General features: G+C 26.3%; 15 protein-coding genes. 7 read left to right on the top strand and 8 right to left on the bottom strand.

What is annotated here, in order from left to right; genetic code table 11:
* Position 1: 1 nt before the first annotated feature.
* Positions 2-1,567: a hypothetical protein gene (locus tag HNP67_RS02520; protein WP_184124665.1), complete on the bottom strand. Its 1,566-nt coding sequence runs from the start codon at positions 1,565-1,567 to the stop codon at positions 2-4.
* A 109-nt stretch (positions 1,568-1,676) separates the two neighbouring features.
* On the opposite strand from HNP67_RS02520, the gene HNP67_RS02515 reads away from it, so the two are divergent.
* Positions 1,677-2,810, top strand: coding sequence for a hypothetical protein (locus HNP67_RS02515; RefSeq protein WP_184124664.1), 1,134 nt, complete (start codon positions 1,677-1,679; stop codon positions 2,808-2,810).
* On the opposite strand, the gene HNP67_RS02510 is transcribed toward HNP67_RS02515, so the two are convergent.
* From HNP67_RS02510 to HNP67_RS02485, 6 genes are read right to left on the bottom strand one after another with little or no spacing between them, the layout of a single operon-like run.
* Positions 2,807-4,606: a hypothetical protein gene (locus tag HNP67_RS02510; RefSeq protein WP_184124663.1), complete on the bottom strand. Its 1,800-nt coding sequence runs from the start codon at positions 4,604-4,606 to the stop codon at positions 2,807-2,809. The two genes, HNP67_RS02515 and HNP67_RS02510, sit on opposite strands and share 4 nt — an antisense overlap.
* 12 nt (positions 4,607-4,618) lie before the next feature.
* Complete coding sequence (locus HNP67_RS02505; protein ID WP_184124662.1) at positions 4,619-5,572, bottom strand: hypothetical protein; 954 nt, start codon at positions 5,570-5,572, stop codon at positions 4,619-4,621.
* Positions 5,573-5,605: 33 nt separating this feature from the next.
* Complete coding sequence (locus HNP67_RS02500) at positions 5,606-6,094, bottom strand: CarD family transcriptional regulator (RefSeq protein ID WP_184124660.1); 489 nt, start codon at positions 6,092-6,094, stop codon at positions 5,606-5,608.
* Positions 6,095-6,133: 39 nt separating this feature from the next.
* Positions 6,134-6,727 (bottom strand): hypothetical protein, encoded by a 594-nt coding sequence (locus HNP67_RS02495; protein WP_184124658.1) that lies wholly within the window; start codon positions 6,725-6,727, stop codon positions 6,134-6,136.
* The gene (locus HNP67_RS02490) at positions 6,720-7,451 is read right to left on the bottom strand and encodes a 16S rRNA (uracil(1498)-N(3))-methyltransferase (RefSeq protein ID WP_184124656.1); all 732 of its coding nucleotides are present in this window, start codon (positions 7,449-7,451) and stop codon (positions 6,720-6,722) included. The genes HNP67_RS02495 and HNP67_RS02490 overlap by 8 nt, the downstream gene beginning before the upstream one ends.
* A gap of 3 nt (positions 7,452-7,454) precedes the next feature.
* Entirely contained in the window at positions 7,455-8,882 is a 1,428-nt protein-coding gene (locus tag HNP67_RS02485) for a S41 family peptidase (protein ID WP_184124653.1), read from the bottom strand.
* A gap of 64 nt (positions 8,883-8,946) precedes the next feature.
* Here HNP67_RS02485 and HNP67_RS07115 point away from each other — a divergent pair, with 64 nt between their 5' ends.
* The 5 genes from HNP67_RS07115 to mgsA all read left to right on the top strand — a co-directional run bounded on the left by HNP67_RS07115 (position 8,947) and on the right by mgsA (position 14,019).
* Complete coding sequence (locus tag HNP67_RS07115) at positions 8,947-9,372, top strand: hypothetical protein (protein WP_316254859.1); 426 nt, start codon at positions 8,947-8,949, stop codon at positions 9,370-9,372.
* Between the two features lie 3 nt (positions 9,373-9,375).
* Complete coding sequence (locus HNP67_RS02480) at positions 9,376-10,518, top strand: MinD/ParA family protein (RefSeq protein ID WP_184124651.1); 1,143 nt, start codon at positions 9,376-9,378, stop codon at positions 10,516-10,518.
* Positions 10,518-11,504 (top strand): prolipoprotein diacylglyceryl transferase, encoded by a 987-nt coding sequence (lgt, locus tag HNP67_RS02475; RefSeq protein WP_184124649.1) that lies wholly within the window; start codon positions 10,518-10,520, stop codon positions 11,502-11,504. Before HNP67_RS02480 ends, lgt begins: the two co-directional genes overlap by 1 nt.
* Before the next feature lie 20 nt (positions 11,505-11,524).
* Entirely contained in the window at positions 11,525-13,540 is a 2,016-nt protein-coding gene (gene pdeA / locus HNP67_RS02470) for a cyclic di-GMP phosphodiesterase PdeA (RefSeq protein ID WP_184124647.1), read from the top strand.
* Positions 13,541-13,647: 107 nt separating this feature from the next.
* Positions 13,648-14,019: a methylglyoxal synthase gene (mgsA, locus tag HNP67_RS02465; protein ID WP_184125257.1), complete on the top strand. Its 372-nt coding sequence runs from the start codon at positions 13,648-13,650 to the stop codon at positions 14,017-14,019.
* A gap of 41 nt (positions 14,020-14,060) precedes the next feature.
* On the opposite strand, the gene p22 is transcribed toward mgsA, so the two are convergent.
* Positions 14,061-14,645, bottom strand: a complete 585-nt coding sequence (p22, locus tag HNP67_RS02460; protein WP_184124645.1) for a lipoprotein P22 — start codon at positions 14,643-14,645, stop codon at positions 14,061-14,063.
* A gap of 125 nt (positions 14,646-14,770) precedes the next feature.
* On the opposite strand from p22, the gene HNP67_RS02455 reads away from it, so the two are divergent.
* Entirely contained in the window at positions 14,771-16,147 is a 1,377-nt protein-coding gene (locus HNP67_RS02455; protein WP_184124643.1) for an aminopeptidase, read from the top strand.
* Positions 16,148-16,149: the final 2 nt, after the last annotated feature.

Genomic DNA, 16,149 nt, shown 5'->3' with positions numbered 1-16,149 from the left:
ATTATGATTTTTTCTCCAAATATAAATCCATTAACCTTAAAAATAAAGCCAAACTACCTAAAATATTTTTCATTATAATTCCAAAGTTTAAATTGTTTCCATAGCTTTTAGCAAGATCTATATCAAGCTCTTTCCAATTATAAATCAACTCTCTTTCCAAAGAAACCTTTGAATAGTCTGAAAGACAATCTTGCAAACGCTGCTCAATAGAATAAATTTTGGAATAATATTCGCTTGATATAATAAAAGCCTTTTTATTAACATCTCCTATTATATTTAACAATAATTTCTCCGAAGATTTATCCCCCAAAGAGGCTCTATGCAACAATGCATTTATTCTATTCCCGTAACCACCTTGCTCTCCTAAATTAGAATCAAAATCAATAAGACTTGAATAAATATTAATCAAAGCATGCATGTCATTAGACATTTCTCTTGAAAGCTCTATAAGCTTCCATTGTCCTTTAATAATAAGTAAATTAATAATATCATTAAGATCTTTTTTAACAAAATAAATAGTATATGTTCTCAAATAAACTAAAAGTTCACAATAAACATAGCCTGTAGTGCTCATAATTTTAGATACGATCTTTTCATTCATTTTTTCATTATAATTATCCAAATTTAAAAAAGATATTCCTGGAAAAAGCTGTTCGGCTAATATTTTAGATTTGCTATTTTTTTGCAAAACCTTAACCTTCTCAATTTCAGTGGCAACATGCTTGGTAAGATCATTAAAAAATATTCTTGCTATTGGATTAGGTTTTTGCCCAGCAGAAATAGGAAAATAATCTGGATCCCCACTAACATATCTTATTAGATATAAAATTTCTTTACTCTTATTTATATCCAAAATAGAAGAAATAATCTTAATCCAAACATTTGATTTAATAGGAAAATCTTCTTTGTTTCCATAAATTTCTAAAATAATGTCGTAAAGGTTTTTCCAAATAGAAATATTCTTAATGCAAGAAACGCATTCTAACAAATCTTTAAGATCGTCTATAATAACTCCACAACCTATAGAGCTGAATCTAGGTCTATACACAAAGTCATCTTCTGGAAGCAAGTTGTCAAAATTTTTAAGAACCAAATGATATTGATATAAGACTAAATCAAAAAAATTATGCAAAGCTGCATAAGTTTCATCTATCAACTTAATTTGTTCTTGAGTTATGTTTTTAAACAAGTAAGATAAATTGTTATGTAAATTTTTAGGAAGATCTGTCGCAAAATTTATGTTATCGCCTGCAGAAAAAGAATAAATATAATCTAAAGACTTCTTCTGACTTTCATTTAAATATTTTTCAACAACAAAATGAACAATTTTATTAGAATTTTTATATCTTTGCGCAAATGGCCTTAAGGGAGAAAAAATTTTATAAAAATTATAAAGAAATCTAGAAAATTGAGGTAACGCCTGAATTTTTGAAGCATTAAAAAAATTACTTACCCTGCTTAAACTAACTTTAACTTCTTTTAGCCTTTTTTGCTTTATTTGCTCAGAAGTAAGCTCTTTATTAATACTAAACATAGAAAGTATAAAATCAAATAAACCCAAATTCATCATCCCCCTAAAAACTCTTCAACTACCTTACTCTATTTTCCAATTAAACATGGAAATTAATATAACTATAAAAATTATACATAATTTATTGTAAAATAAAAGAAAAAACTTGAATAATTTTATGAGAATAAAAAATTTAATACTAACAGCAATTTTATTAATTAGCCCCAGCTGTTCAACAAATAAGAATATACTTGTACTAACTGACAACAAAACAATACCATTTTATATAAATCAATTTAATATAGAAAATAAACTAAATTTTATAATTAAGTTTAGGAATAACATTGATCTGCAAACAATAGAAAAAGAAAATGCACAAATAATTATTTCTAAAAACATTGGTAACACAAATATTTCCAACCATTTTAAATCTATAAAAATCAATTATAATCCAGATTATCCCATCTTAAAACATATTTTTAAGCAATTTAACCAAAAAATTATTCCATTAAGCTTTGACATTCCTATTTTAATCTATAAAAATACACATCAAATTAAAAAACGCATAAACACTAAATATTTAAAAGAAGAATACGAAAATTACATTAAAGACGGAAAATTTTTTATATCACCTTATGTTTCTGAAAATTTATTTTATGTAATTTCTCAAATAAATAATGTAAGATTTTCTTTTGAAAAGAATAAATTAAATTATAATGAGAATCAAATTTTAAAAATGTTAGAATACTTCTCATCATTTTTAAATACGAAACAAATGGATTTGCAAAAAGATTTCTTTAATAAATACGGCTACCTAAAGCTAAACAAAATATTACTTAATAAAAAATCTCTTTTAATAGCGGGATTAAGCGATATAACCTTCTACAATAGTCTAAGCGAACAAGAGAAAGCACAAATAAAATTTTCATATTTAATAAACAATAACAATGAAATTGTTATCTCAACCCCAAATTTTATTGGTATTTTAGAAACATCTATTTTAACTAAAAAATTTATCAACTGGATCTTGGATAAAAACACCCAAATAAGCCTAATTAGATTTAACAATCACTTCCAATCAAATATATGTTTTGGATTTGCCAATGGTTTTACTCCTTACAAAGAATTAAATTTAAAAATAAAACATTCAATTGATGGAATATCTCCTTTTATTATTGACGAAACTCAAATCAATAGCCATTCTTATATATTAAGCAAAAAAACAATTGAAAAAGAAAACTTACTAATAAATGACTGGTTTTTCTCTAAAATTAATAATCTAAAAAACAATAATAATTAAATATGCCTTTCCCTATAATTTAAAATAATTATTTTAAAAATAATAAAACACAATAACGCAGAAAGAATAGCTAAAGATACATACACACTATTAAAAGCATATATAAGAAGAGAGGTAAAAACAATTAGAAAATAATTTACAAAAAGACAAGTAATCCCTGAAAAAATAGCTATCATTAATGAAACTAGAAAAATCATAACTTTGGAATTGAAATTAAATTCTATTTTAGAAAACAAGGAGATAAAAAACGCTCCCATTAAAACTAGCAAAATAGGAGAAATCAGCAAAAGCATACTTAAGGAAAAAATATTAATTAATTTCAAATTTAATATAGCAACCCTATGAAAAGCGCTTGACAAATTTTGAATTTTTAAAAAAAATCCAAACTCAGTAAACTTTGAAAATAAGGCTAAATTTTCTACATTTTCATTAATTTTAACAACCTCCAAAACATTTGTATCAAAACTATTATCAGACACAAAGACTTTGGTAAGAGTAATTTCGCTCTGCTCATTGTCTTTATCTAAAACATTTTGATACACAGAATTACCCTTCAAAGTAGCAAATGGAATTTTAATATGCAATACAACATTTCCTGTCTTATTAAATCTAATAAGTTCAAAATTTTTTATTATTTTAGAATGATTATTAAAAGCGACAACTTTTTGCATATAAATATAATCATAAAAACCCCTCTTAGAATCTAGTTGCAATAGAAATACATCGTTTATTCCGTAATATTCAAAATATTTTTCAATCTCATCAAAAAAAAGATATCTTTTCCTAAGCTTTTCAAGAGATTTATTTTTATAATTTAAAATTTCATTATCACTGGGCAATAGCTTATGAAGATTCAAAAACCCATAATAAGCTAATTTAAATTTTTCAGTATTAAGATATAAAAAATTTTTTTGTTTTTCTTCAGAAATCAACTGCATTTTTTCTTTTTCAAAATTCCTGTTTTCATTAATAAACTTTAAAGTCAAATTTAAAAGCGCAACAAAATTATCGTCTTTTGTTGCAACATACGCAATATAAGCAAAGTAATTGGCTGTATAATAATCATTTTGAGAAATAAATTCATTGACAATATTGAAAAAATCTTGCTTTTTAAGATTTTGCAAAGGATATTGTGAAAAAGTTTTTTTAACCTTTTCTAAATCAATATCATAACTTGGAATTTTACTATATTCAGATTTCACTAAATAATAATTTGTTAAAAGCTCTTCATTATTTACATAAATAATTCGCATTTTATCATATATTTTAATCAAATTTTCAAGGTGCTTTCTTTTTTGTTTCATTGAATCTGTTAAATCAGAAGATAAAAAAAATCTATTTGCAGACAAACTTATATCTATATTTTTAATTTTAAGAGATATTTCATTTGCTTCACTTTCAAGAAGATTATATCTGTCATAACTAAACTTGTACTCATTCCTCTGAGCAATTATATGGGGCAAAATTAAATTAAATATAAAAATAAAAAAGAGTCCTATAATAAAAAATAATATTAAAAATGCAGAAAGCCTAGAAAATAAATATCCATTATACGATTTCAAATAAATCTTTATTTCTTGCTGAACAAAAAAAGCAAAGTAAATGCAAACAATAAAAATAAAAAATCCATAAAAATACTTATAAAAAAGCAAAATAGAATCAAAAAAAGTTGCTATTAATCTATGCTTTTCTAAAAAATTTTCTCCAAAAAAATATAAATAACTAAAAAGCAAGCCTAGAAAAAAACACAGAAAAATAATAAAATTATTCAAAAATGCATATATTTCTCTTTTCATAAGCTTTAAGAATTAACTACCCTTATATAAATTATTATCTAAATCTTTGCTGATTTTAATATATTCTGAAACAAAGCCAAATAAATAGGTAGAAAAAAAAGTTAAAACACAAAAAACAAAAGGAATAAAATCAGAGATCATGCTCTTTCCTATTATTACATTGTAAATCTTAGGAAACTCAATCGAATAGACATTATAAATTTTTAAAAAAAGTATAATAAAAATGGGATAAAGAAACATTGCAAAACTATTTGAAAAAATAAGATTAAACACATAAGAAAACGCAAATAACAATAAAGAAATTCCCAATATATTAAAAATTAAATTTAAATAATTGAGTGAGAGTAGAAAATCATTCAAAATTTTTAAATCTCCAAAAAGAAAATCAACAAAATTATTATAAATCTTTTGCTCTAAAAAATTATTCTCAACAAAATCAATCTTATTAGAATCAGAAAGATTTGATTGGTGGTAAAAAAAACCTTTACCCTTTTTATCATTATCTGAAACGATTAAAACTCCACTAAAACCATAAAATCTAGGCCTATTGCTAGAAAATATTATTTCATCATTTAAAAAATGCACAACTTCATCTTTAAGGATAAAAGCATCATTTCTACTGCTATCAATATAGTAAGAATGAAAACTATGACTAACCAAAAATCCTAAATAAGAAAACAACAAAATAAGAACAAAGATAATACAATAAAAATAGGAAATTTCCTTAGATGACTTTAAAACTATTCCATAAAAGGGACAAGATATTCTCATAAAAGTAACAACAAGAGACAAAGGAAAAGAATAAATATAGGCATTGTAATAAAGAGTATAGCTAAAAATAGAAAAATTAAAATACAAAAACTTATATTTTAAATAAAATGTACATATAAACATTAAAGAAAAAAGGCAAAATATTAAGATAAACCTACAAATTATTAAAAAGATCAATCTTAAAGAATCAAACACAGCAAATCCTCCCCCCTCTAAAATTGAAAAACTTTAAGCCTTTTTGTTATCGACCAAAATATTTTTAATCTTCTTCTTAGCCTCTTCAAAGCTAATTTGCAAAGCTAAGCTAATCTCGTGCTCCAATATTAACTCAAAATCATTCAAAATCCTTTTTTCGTAAAAGGGTAGTTCCTTTTGAGTAGATTTTTTATATAAAAATTTATATAACTTTGCTGTATCTAAAATATCGCTTTTTTTGTAAAATTCATGACCACCATCTTTTATTTTTTTTGAATCTATTTGACCTTCAAACTCTTTAATAACATCAAAAACTTCTTCCACCTTTTCTCTGCTAACCAAAGCTCTAATTCCAAAATCGTCAACTTTAGCAACAGGAACCATAAAAATCATATCATTAAATGGAAAATATATTTCATAATAATCAATAATCTCACCATTAAACTCTTTAGCACTAATATCCTTAATCGTACCTACTCCATGCATTGGATAAACTACTGATTGATTTAGCAAAAATGCCATACATACCTCATAAAATATAGATAGTTATAATTTAAAAGCTCATAAAAAAACGCTTAAATTGGTTCTAATATTAAATTTATTTTCATAAAATAAATTTTCAAGATATCTATCATTACAAAAGCTTATTATCACACTAGGAGTAAGTTTATTAATATTTGCAAAAAACATTTCTTTATTTCTCTTTACAGCTTTTAAATCATAATACCCAATAAAACTAATTTCTTTATGAGATTCTTTCAATCTTAAAAACTTTTTCTTTGAAATTACTTTATCCTTGTCAATAATATAGCATGTTTTATGGGCATTTTCTAGTATTTCCATTAAAATTAGAAGAACTGTATTTGAATCATAACAGTTAATATTAACTCTTTTAAAAATCCTAAAAAAAAATCTTACAAGCTTAGAATTTAAAAAAACAAGAGAAGAATTTTTAATGTGATTTCTAAACTTTTTAAAAATCAAAGCCTTTAGAAAAGCTTTAAGCCCAATAAAAATTACTATTGAATGATAAGGATGCCCTGAAAGGTAAGCAAATCTGCTTATAAGCTTACTTCGATTATCAAAAACATCTATAGGCACACCTAAAAAATAAAATCTGTCTGGTTTTGAATATATGTCTTTTAAATTAGCCATTATAATCCCCTAACAATGCCTTAAAATAAGCAAGCGAATAAACAATAGCCGTATCTGCTCGTAAAATTGGAGTGTTAAACCTTACAAAATTAAAGCTCTTCTCCTTAAAAAAGACAATTTCTGAATCCGAAAAGCATCCTTCAGGACCTATTATAATTCCAATTTTGCTAAAATTGTTAAAACTTTCATTCTTGCTTAAAATCATTCCGCTTGGATGAGCAACATAATATCTAGTAGTACAAAAAGAATAAGGGAAATAAAAAAAATTATTATAAAAATTAATTTTAGGAACAATTTTATTACCACTTTGCTTTAAAGCCTCATCTATTATTTTTGAAAATCTTAAAATTTTGGCAGATGGACTGCATATATCTATTTTCGATACAGAACGATCTGCATTAATAATATTAATTTCTGAAACTCCAATCTCAACAACCTGTCTTAACACTAAGTCTATTTTTTTACCCTTTAAACTAGAAATAAATATACTTATCTCAAAATTATTTTTTTCAATTTTATCTATTTTATTGGTAGTAAACTTAATAAAATTACTACCAATCTTTACTATTTCTGAAGCCCTTAATTCCCTATCTTTAAAAAGAATGTTAAGCTTATCACCCTTTTTAAAGCGTCTTACATTAACAAGATGATGATAAATTCTTGTATCTTTAACAATAATAAAATCGCCTGCCAAACAACTCTCATCTAAAACAATTTGCTTCACAATTTAATTACCTAATTTAGACAAATATTCACAAGCTGTTTTTAAAGCTTTGTCATAATGTAAATTATAAATTGGCAATTCTTTATTATTGTCTTGATAGTAATTAAAAAACACATACTTGCCTAAAAATTCTTTATCAATTTTATATTTTGGATTTTCTTTGACAAGATTCTCAACAAAAAAATCAATCTCTTGTTCTGTAATAGATTTTTTACCCTTCAAAAAGCCTTCTATTAGCTTTTTATCAAAAATTTCTTTATATATTAGTGCTTCCTCCTCAGAAAAATCTGGAGATTTTATTTCCAAATCAGGCGCAATTCCAACCTTATGGATACTCTTTCCAGACGGAGTATAATATTTTGAGCTTGTAATTTTAAATCCACCAGTATAAAAAGGAACCACATGCTGAATAAGTCCCTTGCCATAAGACTTTTCCCCTATAATATAGGCTCTCTTATTATCTTTTAAGGCTCCTACAAAAACCTCTGATGCTGAGGCTGATGATCTGTCTATTAAAGCAACAATTTTTATATCTGAAGGCAAAACTTGCTTTGAGCTTGCCTTATAATCAATAGGCTTGCTAGAATTTCTTGATTTTGTGGAAACAATGGTTCCTTTAGATAAAATATCATCCGCCATTTTTATAGCTGACTGAAAATATCCACCGGTATTAAGTCTTAAATCTAAAATTAAAGATTTAATATTTTTATTCTTAAGATTGTCTAAGGCTTTTCTAAAATCTACAGAGGTGTGCGGATTAAAGCTTACTATTCTTATATAACCAATATCTGAATTAATAACATCATACTTGATTGTTTGTATTTCTATCTTCTCTCTTGTAAGTTCAAAATCTAATGTTAAATTTTTTCCCCTAAGAATAGATACTTTAACTTTTGTACCCTCTTTGCCTTTTAAAAGATCAACAACTTTATCTACTTCCATGGAATAAACGCTCTTACCATCAACAGAGGTAATACAATCTCCAGATTTAATTCCAGCCTTATACGCTGGACCTCCTTCAAAAGGCGTAACAATAGAAACGCAAGCGTCATTAGGATCAAGATTTTTTGCATCATCTTGCTTATCTTGGAAATGCATTTTTTTTATTATAGAAATTCCAATGCCGACATAATCTCCTACTGTTGTTTTTGAAATTTCTTCTAAATCCTTTTTTGTTAAATATTGAGAATAAGGATCGCCTAGAGCTTGAAATATTCCTTTTAAAGCACCTTCAAAAATTACTTCATCGTTTACAGGATCAACATAATTTTCTTTTACAAATTCAAAAGCTTGAATCATCATCTGTTCATAATTTGATCTTGATAACTTATTATTAGATTCATCAAAAGCAAAAATAGATTCAACAATTACTAAAGAGCTTATACCTAAAGTCAATAAAAAATATACACATATTAAAAATTTATTTTTCATTTATTCATTCCTAACGCAAAAATTAAAACTTGATTTTATTTCCATAATATAATATTTTAAAACTATGTTAAACTCACATCCTAAAAAAACACAAAGCCTTTACAGAACAGGACTTGTTGTTTTACAAATTCTTGAAAGCCTTTTGATTTTAGCCTTATTATACCAAGCAATTAATAAATTAATTTTCATTAATAATTACTCCATAAAGTTTATGCTAACATTTATCTTATACTCACCTGAATTTTTCATGGCCAATTTAATAATCTATTACTTTATCTACGAAAAATTTAAAATTCTCCACAGCATTATAGTAATAACCAAATTATTTCAAATAATATTAACATTATTATTATTTATTTTAGGATTTGTTTTTAAAATATACGTCTATCAAACCTCTCTGGCCATACTTTTAGGAATTACAGTAGTTTACCTAGCATTTAATGTAACAATATTAGTGCTAATTAAAGCAAAAATAAAAAACCTGGAGTAAAGCTTGATTATTATTCCTGTAGCCAGTGGTAAGGGGGGAGTTGGCAAATCCCTTTTCTCAACAAACATAGCAATTTGCCTGGCAAACGAAGGAAAAAGCGTATTACTTGCTGATCTTGACCTTGGAGCATCAAATTTGCATTCAATGTTAAACATTTCGCCCAAAAAAAGTATAGGAACATTTTTAAAAACAAAGATTAATTTCTCAGACATTATCATTCAATCTGGAATTAAAAATCTAAACTTCATTGCAGGAGATTCTGACATTCCAGAGCTTGCTAATATAGCTGCTTCTCAAAAAAAAACCATAATAAAAAATTTAAAATCTTTGAAATATGATTACTTAGTGATTGATCTTGGAGCAGGAACAGCTTTTAATATTATAGACTTTTTTTTAATGTCAAAAAGAGGAGTAATAGTAACAACACCAACAGTAACAGCCACAATGAATGCATATTTATTTCTTAAAAATATAATATTTAGACTATTATCAAGCATATTTAAAAGAGGTACAAAAGGAAATGAAATTCTCAGAACAATAAAACAAAATTCAATCGATCTTCAAAGGATTTATATACCTAATTTACTATTAAAACTTGAAAGCGAAGATCCTGAAAATTATTTTAAATTTAACAAATTGTTCAAAACAATTAGTCCTTTTATGATATTTAATATGCTCAAATCTCCCAAAGACATTGAAAAAACCGAAAAAATAATAAAATCGGCAAAAAACTATTTAAACATAAATTTACAAAGTATTGGAGCAATCTATAAAGATGAAATGGTTGATCAAGCTTTAAATAGTAAAATACCCATCACTATATACAAACCCACAAGCTCAACCTCTAAAAGTATAAAAAAAATTGCAAAAAAATTAATCGAAATTGAAAATTTAACAAATGATGCTGAGCTTTTAAACGAAGAAGATTTAAATGAAAGTTATGATTTTGTGCTAAGAGAAGCTCAAGAAGAATACATTGAAAAAATTGAATACCTTGAATCGTTGATAAAAAACAAAACAATAGAAAGTAGTGAAATTATTGATATAATAAAATCTCAGAAAAGAGAAATAGAAACCTTAAGAAAGCAAAATATGTTATTTAAAAAAAAGCTTTTTGAAAAGCTTGAAAAGGCTAAGGAGGTTTAATGCCAAATTACATAAATTACCCAAGTTGGTTACATCCTGAAGTGATTCAAGGTATACCAATTACATGGTATAGCCTATCTTATATTTTAATCATACTAATCTCTTATAAGTTTATTTGGTATCAAATACAATCAGACAAAGTTGATATCAAAAAAGAAGATTATGAAACATTTATGTTCTCACTTGTACTTGGAGCAATTTTAGGAGGCAGATTGGCATCTACCTTGGTTTACGATAAATCGGGAATTTATTATTCTAATCCTTGGTTAATCCTTTTGCCATTCGACCAACATTGGAATTTTACAGGCTTTAGAGGTATGGCAATCCATGGTGGTTTTTTGGGGGCAATAATTGCTCCTCTAATCATAATAAATACAAAGCTTAAAAATACAAATGTTCAAAAATATTTTCTAAAACTAACAGACTATGGATCAATAGCTTTTTCTTCTGGCTACATACTTGGAAGACTTGCTAATTTTGCAAATGCAGAACTTTATGGAAGAGTAATGAAAGGAGGGATAATATTCCCCAATGCAGAACCATTTGACACAAATATACCGGGCGTAAAAGAATTTGCATCATCAGTAGGGCTTGAAATCTCGCCTCATAACCTGCTAATCAACCTCCCAAGAATACCTTCTCAACTTATTGAAGGATTTTTCGAAGGGCCTGTAACTTTTCTGTTGCTATGGTTTTTATTTAGAAAAATTAAAAAATATGATGGATTTGTTTTTGGTGTATATGTAATGCTTTATGCTTTTTTCAGATTCTTTATCGAATATTTAAGAGAACCGGACAAAGAACTTGGATTTATAATAAACTACAAGCCAATTAAAAGTTTGTCTGAATTTTCTTTTTTAAACATATCAATGGGACAAATTCTCTCGCTAGCACTAATGATCTCGGGATTAATCTGGATAATAGTCACTAAAAAAATTGCAAGTAAAAAAATAAAAAATAATACTAATTTGGCATACAAAAATTAAAATAAGATAAAGCCAATAAAATGAACGAGGTTAATAATAATTATCAAAATATAAATTCAGTTATAATCTCTAAAAAAGAAATTGATGTTAGAGATCTTATAAAGCTTAAATCCATTTTCAACTTAATTCAAATCGTAAAATCTGAAAAAGCTTTATACAGCGAATATGTAAAGCAAAATAATATTAAATTCGCTATTATTTATAATTATGAAAAACCAATAGATTTTTCAATAAACATTGCAAATGAATTAAAAAATGCAAACAAAATCCATTCTATTATAATTAGTAATGAAAAATTTGATGAAAAATATTTAAAACTTAATCACATAGAAATAATAAAAGATATAAGCGAATTAGAATATAAACAAAGCTTAATACATCAAAAAAAACTATTTTGCGACAATAAAAACACAACTCTGGATTTCTTTTTAAATTTATCAGAGCTCATAAAAGAAATAGTAATCATCACAAACACCAAAAATGAAATTATTTATATCAATGAAAAAGGTAGTAAAAATCTTAATCTTCCAATGAAAACCTCTGGGAATATAATAAAAGTAACCGACATAGATATCAGAGATTGGGAAAAATTGGAAAAAATAGATTTAAGTTACCGCACAAATTCTATTCCTGAATTTAAAAATATATTAATAACCGATTGTCTTTTAACTTTAAAAAATAACAAAAAACTTCATGTAGATATATTTATTAGCACAATCGCTCAAAACAATATCGATAAATTAATAACAATTAAAGAAATACCAAACTCTAATGAAATAGAAAACTATAAATATCTAGAAATTATTGATTCGCAAGACGAGATTCAAAATGCCAAAGAAATTGAAAAATTACTAGTAAACCATATGGATATTTACAAAAAAAAAAGAATATATTTGCTTAATCTAGATGTATCCCTAACAGCAGAATATGAATACAAAGGGAATCAAGAAAAGCTTAATATAAAAATACTTAAAATAATGTATTCAAAAATAATGTCATTATACTCTGAATATATTTTTAAGCTAAAACACAACAATTTAATAGTAATCGTATGCACAAGTGGTGGTGAAAAGAAAATAATCTCAATTGCCAAAAAAATAAAAAAAACAATTGCCCTGGCATTTAAAAAAGAAGATATTATTATATTTAAATTCAATATTGGAATAATAGAGGTAAATTTAAAAGAAAACTTAGAATTAAAAATCCCTAAATTAATGATGGCTACAAAAATATCATCGGAATACAAAGAATCTAATCCCACTATATACAAAGAAGAACTGCCAGAAGCAGTGATTTTAAAAAATCAAAACAAAATCTTTCAATATATACTCAAGGCAATAAAAAATGATTTTTTTACTCTTTATTATCAAAAAATAAATCCTCTTAAAAAGAACTTAAAGCCTAAAATAGAAATCTTGACAAGACTTTTTGATCACATGGGCAGACCAATTCCAAACAATCAAATTTTTAACTTAATAGACAAATATAATTTAACTGTTGAGGTTGATACATTGGTGGTTAAAAAGGCTTTAAGAGAATACAAAAGCTTTGTATCAAAAAATGGAATTCACATTTTCTCAATTAATATATCTCCTTATTCATTAAAATCCCAAAACTTTAGAATCTTTTTAAGAGATACTTTATTGAAAAGCCAAATCCCGCTTCAAAATATATGCTTAGAAATAACAGAAACTGGAATTCTTGAAAACTTTGAGATCATAAATAAATATTTTAAAGAATTAAAAAGTTTTGGAATCAAGCTAGCACTTGATGACTTTGGAAGCGGACATACATCACTCTCATATATTAAAACACTACCAATAGACTTACTTAAAATAGACGGATCTTTCATAAAAGCAATAAACTCTAGTGAAATAGATTTTGTAATAATAAAATCTATTAAAAAAATAGCAGATACAAAAAATATAAAAATTATTGCCGAATTTGTGTATAATGAGGAGATACTAAAAAAAATAAATGAACTAGGAATAGACTACGGACAAGGATTTTTATGGCACAAACCAGAACCAATATAAATTCTAAAAAAATTGAAATCTAAAAATATATTTATGACTAAATTTTATTAAATTTCAACAAAAATTATTTTATATTAGAAAAGGAAGAAAATTAATGAAAAAAAAAAATAGCATTAATTGCACATGATAAAAAAAAGGAAGATTTGGTAAATTTTGTCAAACAAAACTATCTCTTCTTATCCAAATTCAAGCTTATTGCAACAGGAACAACAGGGTCTAAAATCCAACAAGCTACCGATCTTGAGATTATTAAATATAAATCGGGTCCTATGGGGGGAGATCAGCAAATTGGGGCTGAAGTAGCTGAAGGAAATATCTTGGCTATATTTTTCTTTAGAGATCCCCTAACAAGCCAGCCTCACGAACCAGATGTGTCAGCCCTTATTAGACTCTGCGATGTACATAAAATACCACTTGCAACCAATATAAAAACAGCAGAAATTTTAATAAAAGGACTTGAGAGCTTGACTTTAAAATAGGCTTTAATTTAGATTAAAGCCTAAAAAATCAAAAACATAAATTAATTCGTTAGCATAGGCGAAATTTTTTCAACACCATCGATAATATAATTAACAGATTCAAGGAAAGTCTTGGCATCTAAATTATTCTCATCAACTGTAATTTCCAATTTTGAATTTTTAATATTAAGATCTTTAAAAGTGCCGATAAGATCACTTCGAGCACCATGTAAATTACTATTTATAATCTTTTTAAAGTCAGAGGTAATCCCAACAAAAATAAACGCTTCTTTTCCTGAGATATTAATTGGAGCTTCTCCTGCATAGATATTATCATAAAAATAAACTATTAACTTTGCACCCTCTTTTGAAGGTATTGTTTGAAAGTGTCCATCTTCTTCAGAAAAATAAAAAACCTTTATATTTTTCCCCAAACTTTTTCGATCGTTTTTTGAATGAACTACTCCCATAGCATGAAAAACATGCCCAATAGTATGTTCATCTATTTTAGAATCATCAAGCTTAGAAGAGTTATCCGCTTCTTGATCCTCAACATATTCATTTGAGCTGTCTTTTGAAGTACAAGCAATTATTAAAAATAGTAAAAGCAATAGCAAATAGTTTTTTAAAAAACCATTTTTACACATAAAAATTCTCCCTTATAATTTATTAATTGTATTAAAATTAAAAGTAAGTTTACAATAAATAATTTATTTTGTACACACTTTAAAAACAATTAAAATGTTAAAATGAAGCAGGAGGTCTTATTAATATGAAAAAACAAAATCCATGGATATATTTAAATGAAGAAGAAAAAAATCAAATTTTCAATTTTTCTGAAGGTTACAAAAAATTTATAAGTAAATTTAAAACAGAAAGAGAAGTTACAGCCTATGCTCTAAATAAAGCAAAAAAAGTGGGGTTTGTAAACGCTGAAGAGAAAAAAATTTTAATGCCAGGTGATAAAATTTTTTATACCTGTAGAGAAAAATCTGTTGCTTTTGCTATTATTGGCAAAAATTCTATTGAAGATGGAATGAATTTCATTGTTTCTCACACAGATTCCCCAAGACTTGATGCAAAACCTTCACCAATCTCTGAAGAAAACGAACTTACATTTATTAAAACCAACTATTATGGAGGAATAAAAAAGTATCAGTGGTTATCTACACCTCTTTCAATAAGAGGCGTGGTATTTTTAAAAAACGGAGAAAAGGTTGAAATCAACATTGGAGACAATGAAAATGATCCTGTATTTGTAATTCCCGACATTTTGCCCCATCTTGATAGAAAAATACAAAGAAATAAAAAATCAGATGAAATTATTGAAGGAGAAAATCTAAAAATTTTAATTGGAAGCCTACCAATTGAAACAAAAGAAAAAAATAAGGTCAAGCTGGCAACTTTGCAACTAATAAAAGAAAAATACAAAATAGAAGAAGAAGATTTCGTATCATCAGAAATTGAAATAGTGCCTGCAGGAACAGCAAAAGACGTTGGATTTGACAAAGCTTTAATTGGCGCTTACGGGCAAGATGACAAAATATGCGTTTACACTTCACTAGAATCCATATTTGATCTTGAAGAGACTCCAAACAAAACAGCCATTTGCTTTCTTGTGGACAAAGAAGAAATTGGTTCAACGGGTTCAACCGGACTAGACTCAAGATATCTTGAATATTTTGTTTCTGACATGATTTTTAAAATTAAAAAATCAGAATACAACAATCTTCACGTCCAAAAAGCTTTGTGGAATTCAAAAAGCATTTCTGCTGATGTTTGCGCAGCAATAAACCCAATATTTAATTCAGTTCATGACGAACAAAATGCTCCTCAACTTGGCTATGGAATACCCATAATGAAATATACAGGACATGGCGGAAAAAGTATGGCCAGCGATGCCGATGCTGAACTTGTTTCTTATATTAGACAATTATTAAATAAAAACAATATAGCCTGGCAGGTAGCAACACTTGGGAAAGTAGAAGAAGGAGGAGGAGGAACTGTTGCTAAATTCTTAGCCAGCTATGGAATAAGAACAATAGACATGGGCCCTGCCGTTATAAGTATGCATTCTCCAATGGAAATAACTTCTAAATTTGATTTATACAATGCTTACTTGGCATATAAAGCTTTCTACAAGGAATAAAA

The sequence above is a fragment of the Borreliella californiensis genome (assembly GCF_014205885.1).
In the GTDB taxonomy this organism is placed as follows: Bacteria; Spirochaetota; Spirochaetia; order Borreliales; family Borreliaceae; genus Borreliella; species Borreliella californiensis.
The sequence above is the reverse complement of the archived record's forward strand: the minus strand, read 5'-3'. Positions and strand labels throughout refer to the sequence as shown.

What these genes read in the sequence shown, in the direction of transcription:
- HNP67_RS02520 (WP_184124665.1), bottom strand. Translation starts at nt 1,567, where the DNA reads ATGAATTTGGGTTTATTTGATTTTATACTTTCTATGTTTAGTATTAAT.
- HNP67_RS02510 (WP_184124663.1), bottom strand. Translation starts at nt 4,606, where the DNA reads ATGAAAAGAGAAATATATGCATTTTTGAATAATTTTATTATTTTTCTG.
- HNP67_RS02500 (WP_184124660.1), bottom strand. Translation starts at nt 6,094, where the DNA reads ATGGCATTTTTGCTAAATCAATCAGTAGTTTATCCAATGCATGGAGTA.
- HNP67_RS02495 (WP_184124658.1), bottom strand. Translation starts at nt 6,727, where the DNA reads ATGGCTAATTTAAAAGACATATATTCAAAACCAGACAGATTTTATTTT.
- HNP67_RS02485 (WP_184124653.1), bottom strand. Translation starts at nt 8,882, where the DNA reads ATGAAAAATAAATTTTTAATATGTGTATATTTTTTATTGACTTTAGGT.
- HNP67_RS07115 (WP_316254859.1), top strand. Translation starts at nt 8,947, where the DNA reads ATGTTAAACTCACATCCTAAAAAAACACAAAGCCTTTACAGAACAGGA.
- lgt (WP_184124649.1), top strand. Translation starts at nt 10,518, where the DNA reads ATGCCAAATTACATAAATTACCCAAGTTGGTTACATCCTGAAGTGATT.
- pdeA (WP_184124647.1), top strand. Translation starts at nt 11,525, where the DNA reads ATGAACGAGGTTAATAATAATTATCAAAATATAAATTCAGTTATAATC.
- p22 (WP_184124645.1), bottom strand. Translation starts at nt 14,645, where the DNA reads ATGTGTAAAAATGGTTTTTTAAAAAACTATTTGCTATTGCTTTTACTA.
- HNP67_RS02455 (WP_184124643.1), top strand. Translation starts at nt 14,771, where the DNA reads ATGAAAAAACAAAATCCATGGATATATTTAAATGAAGAAGAAAAAAAT.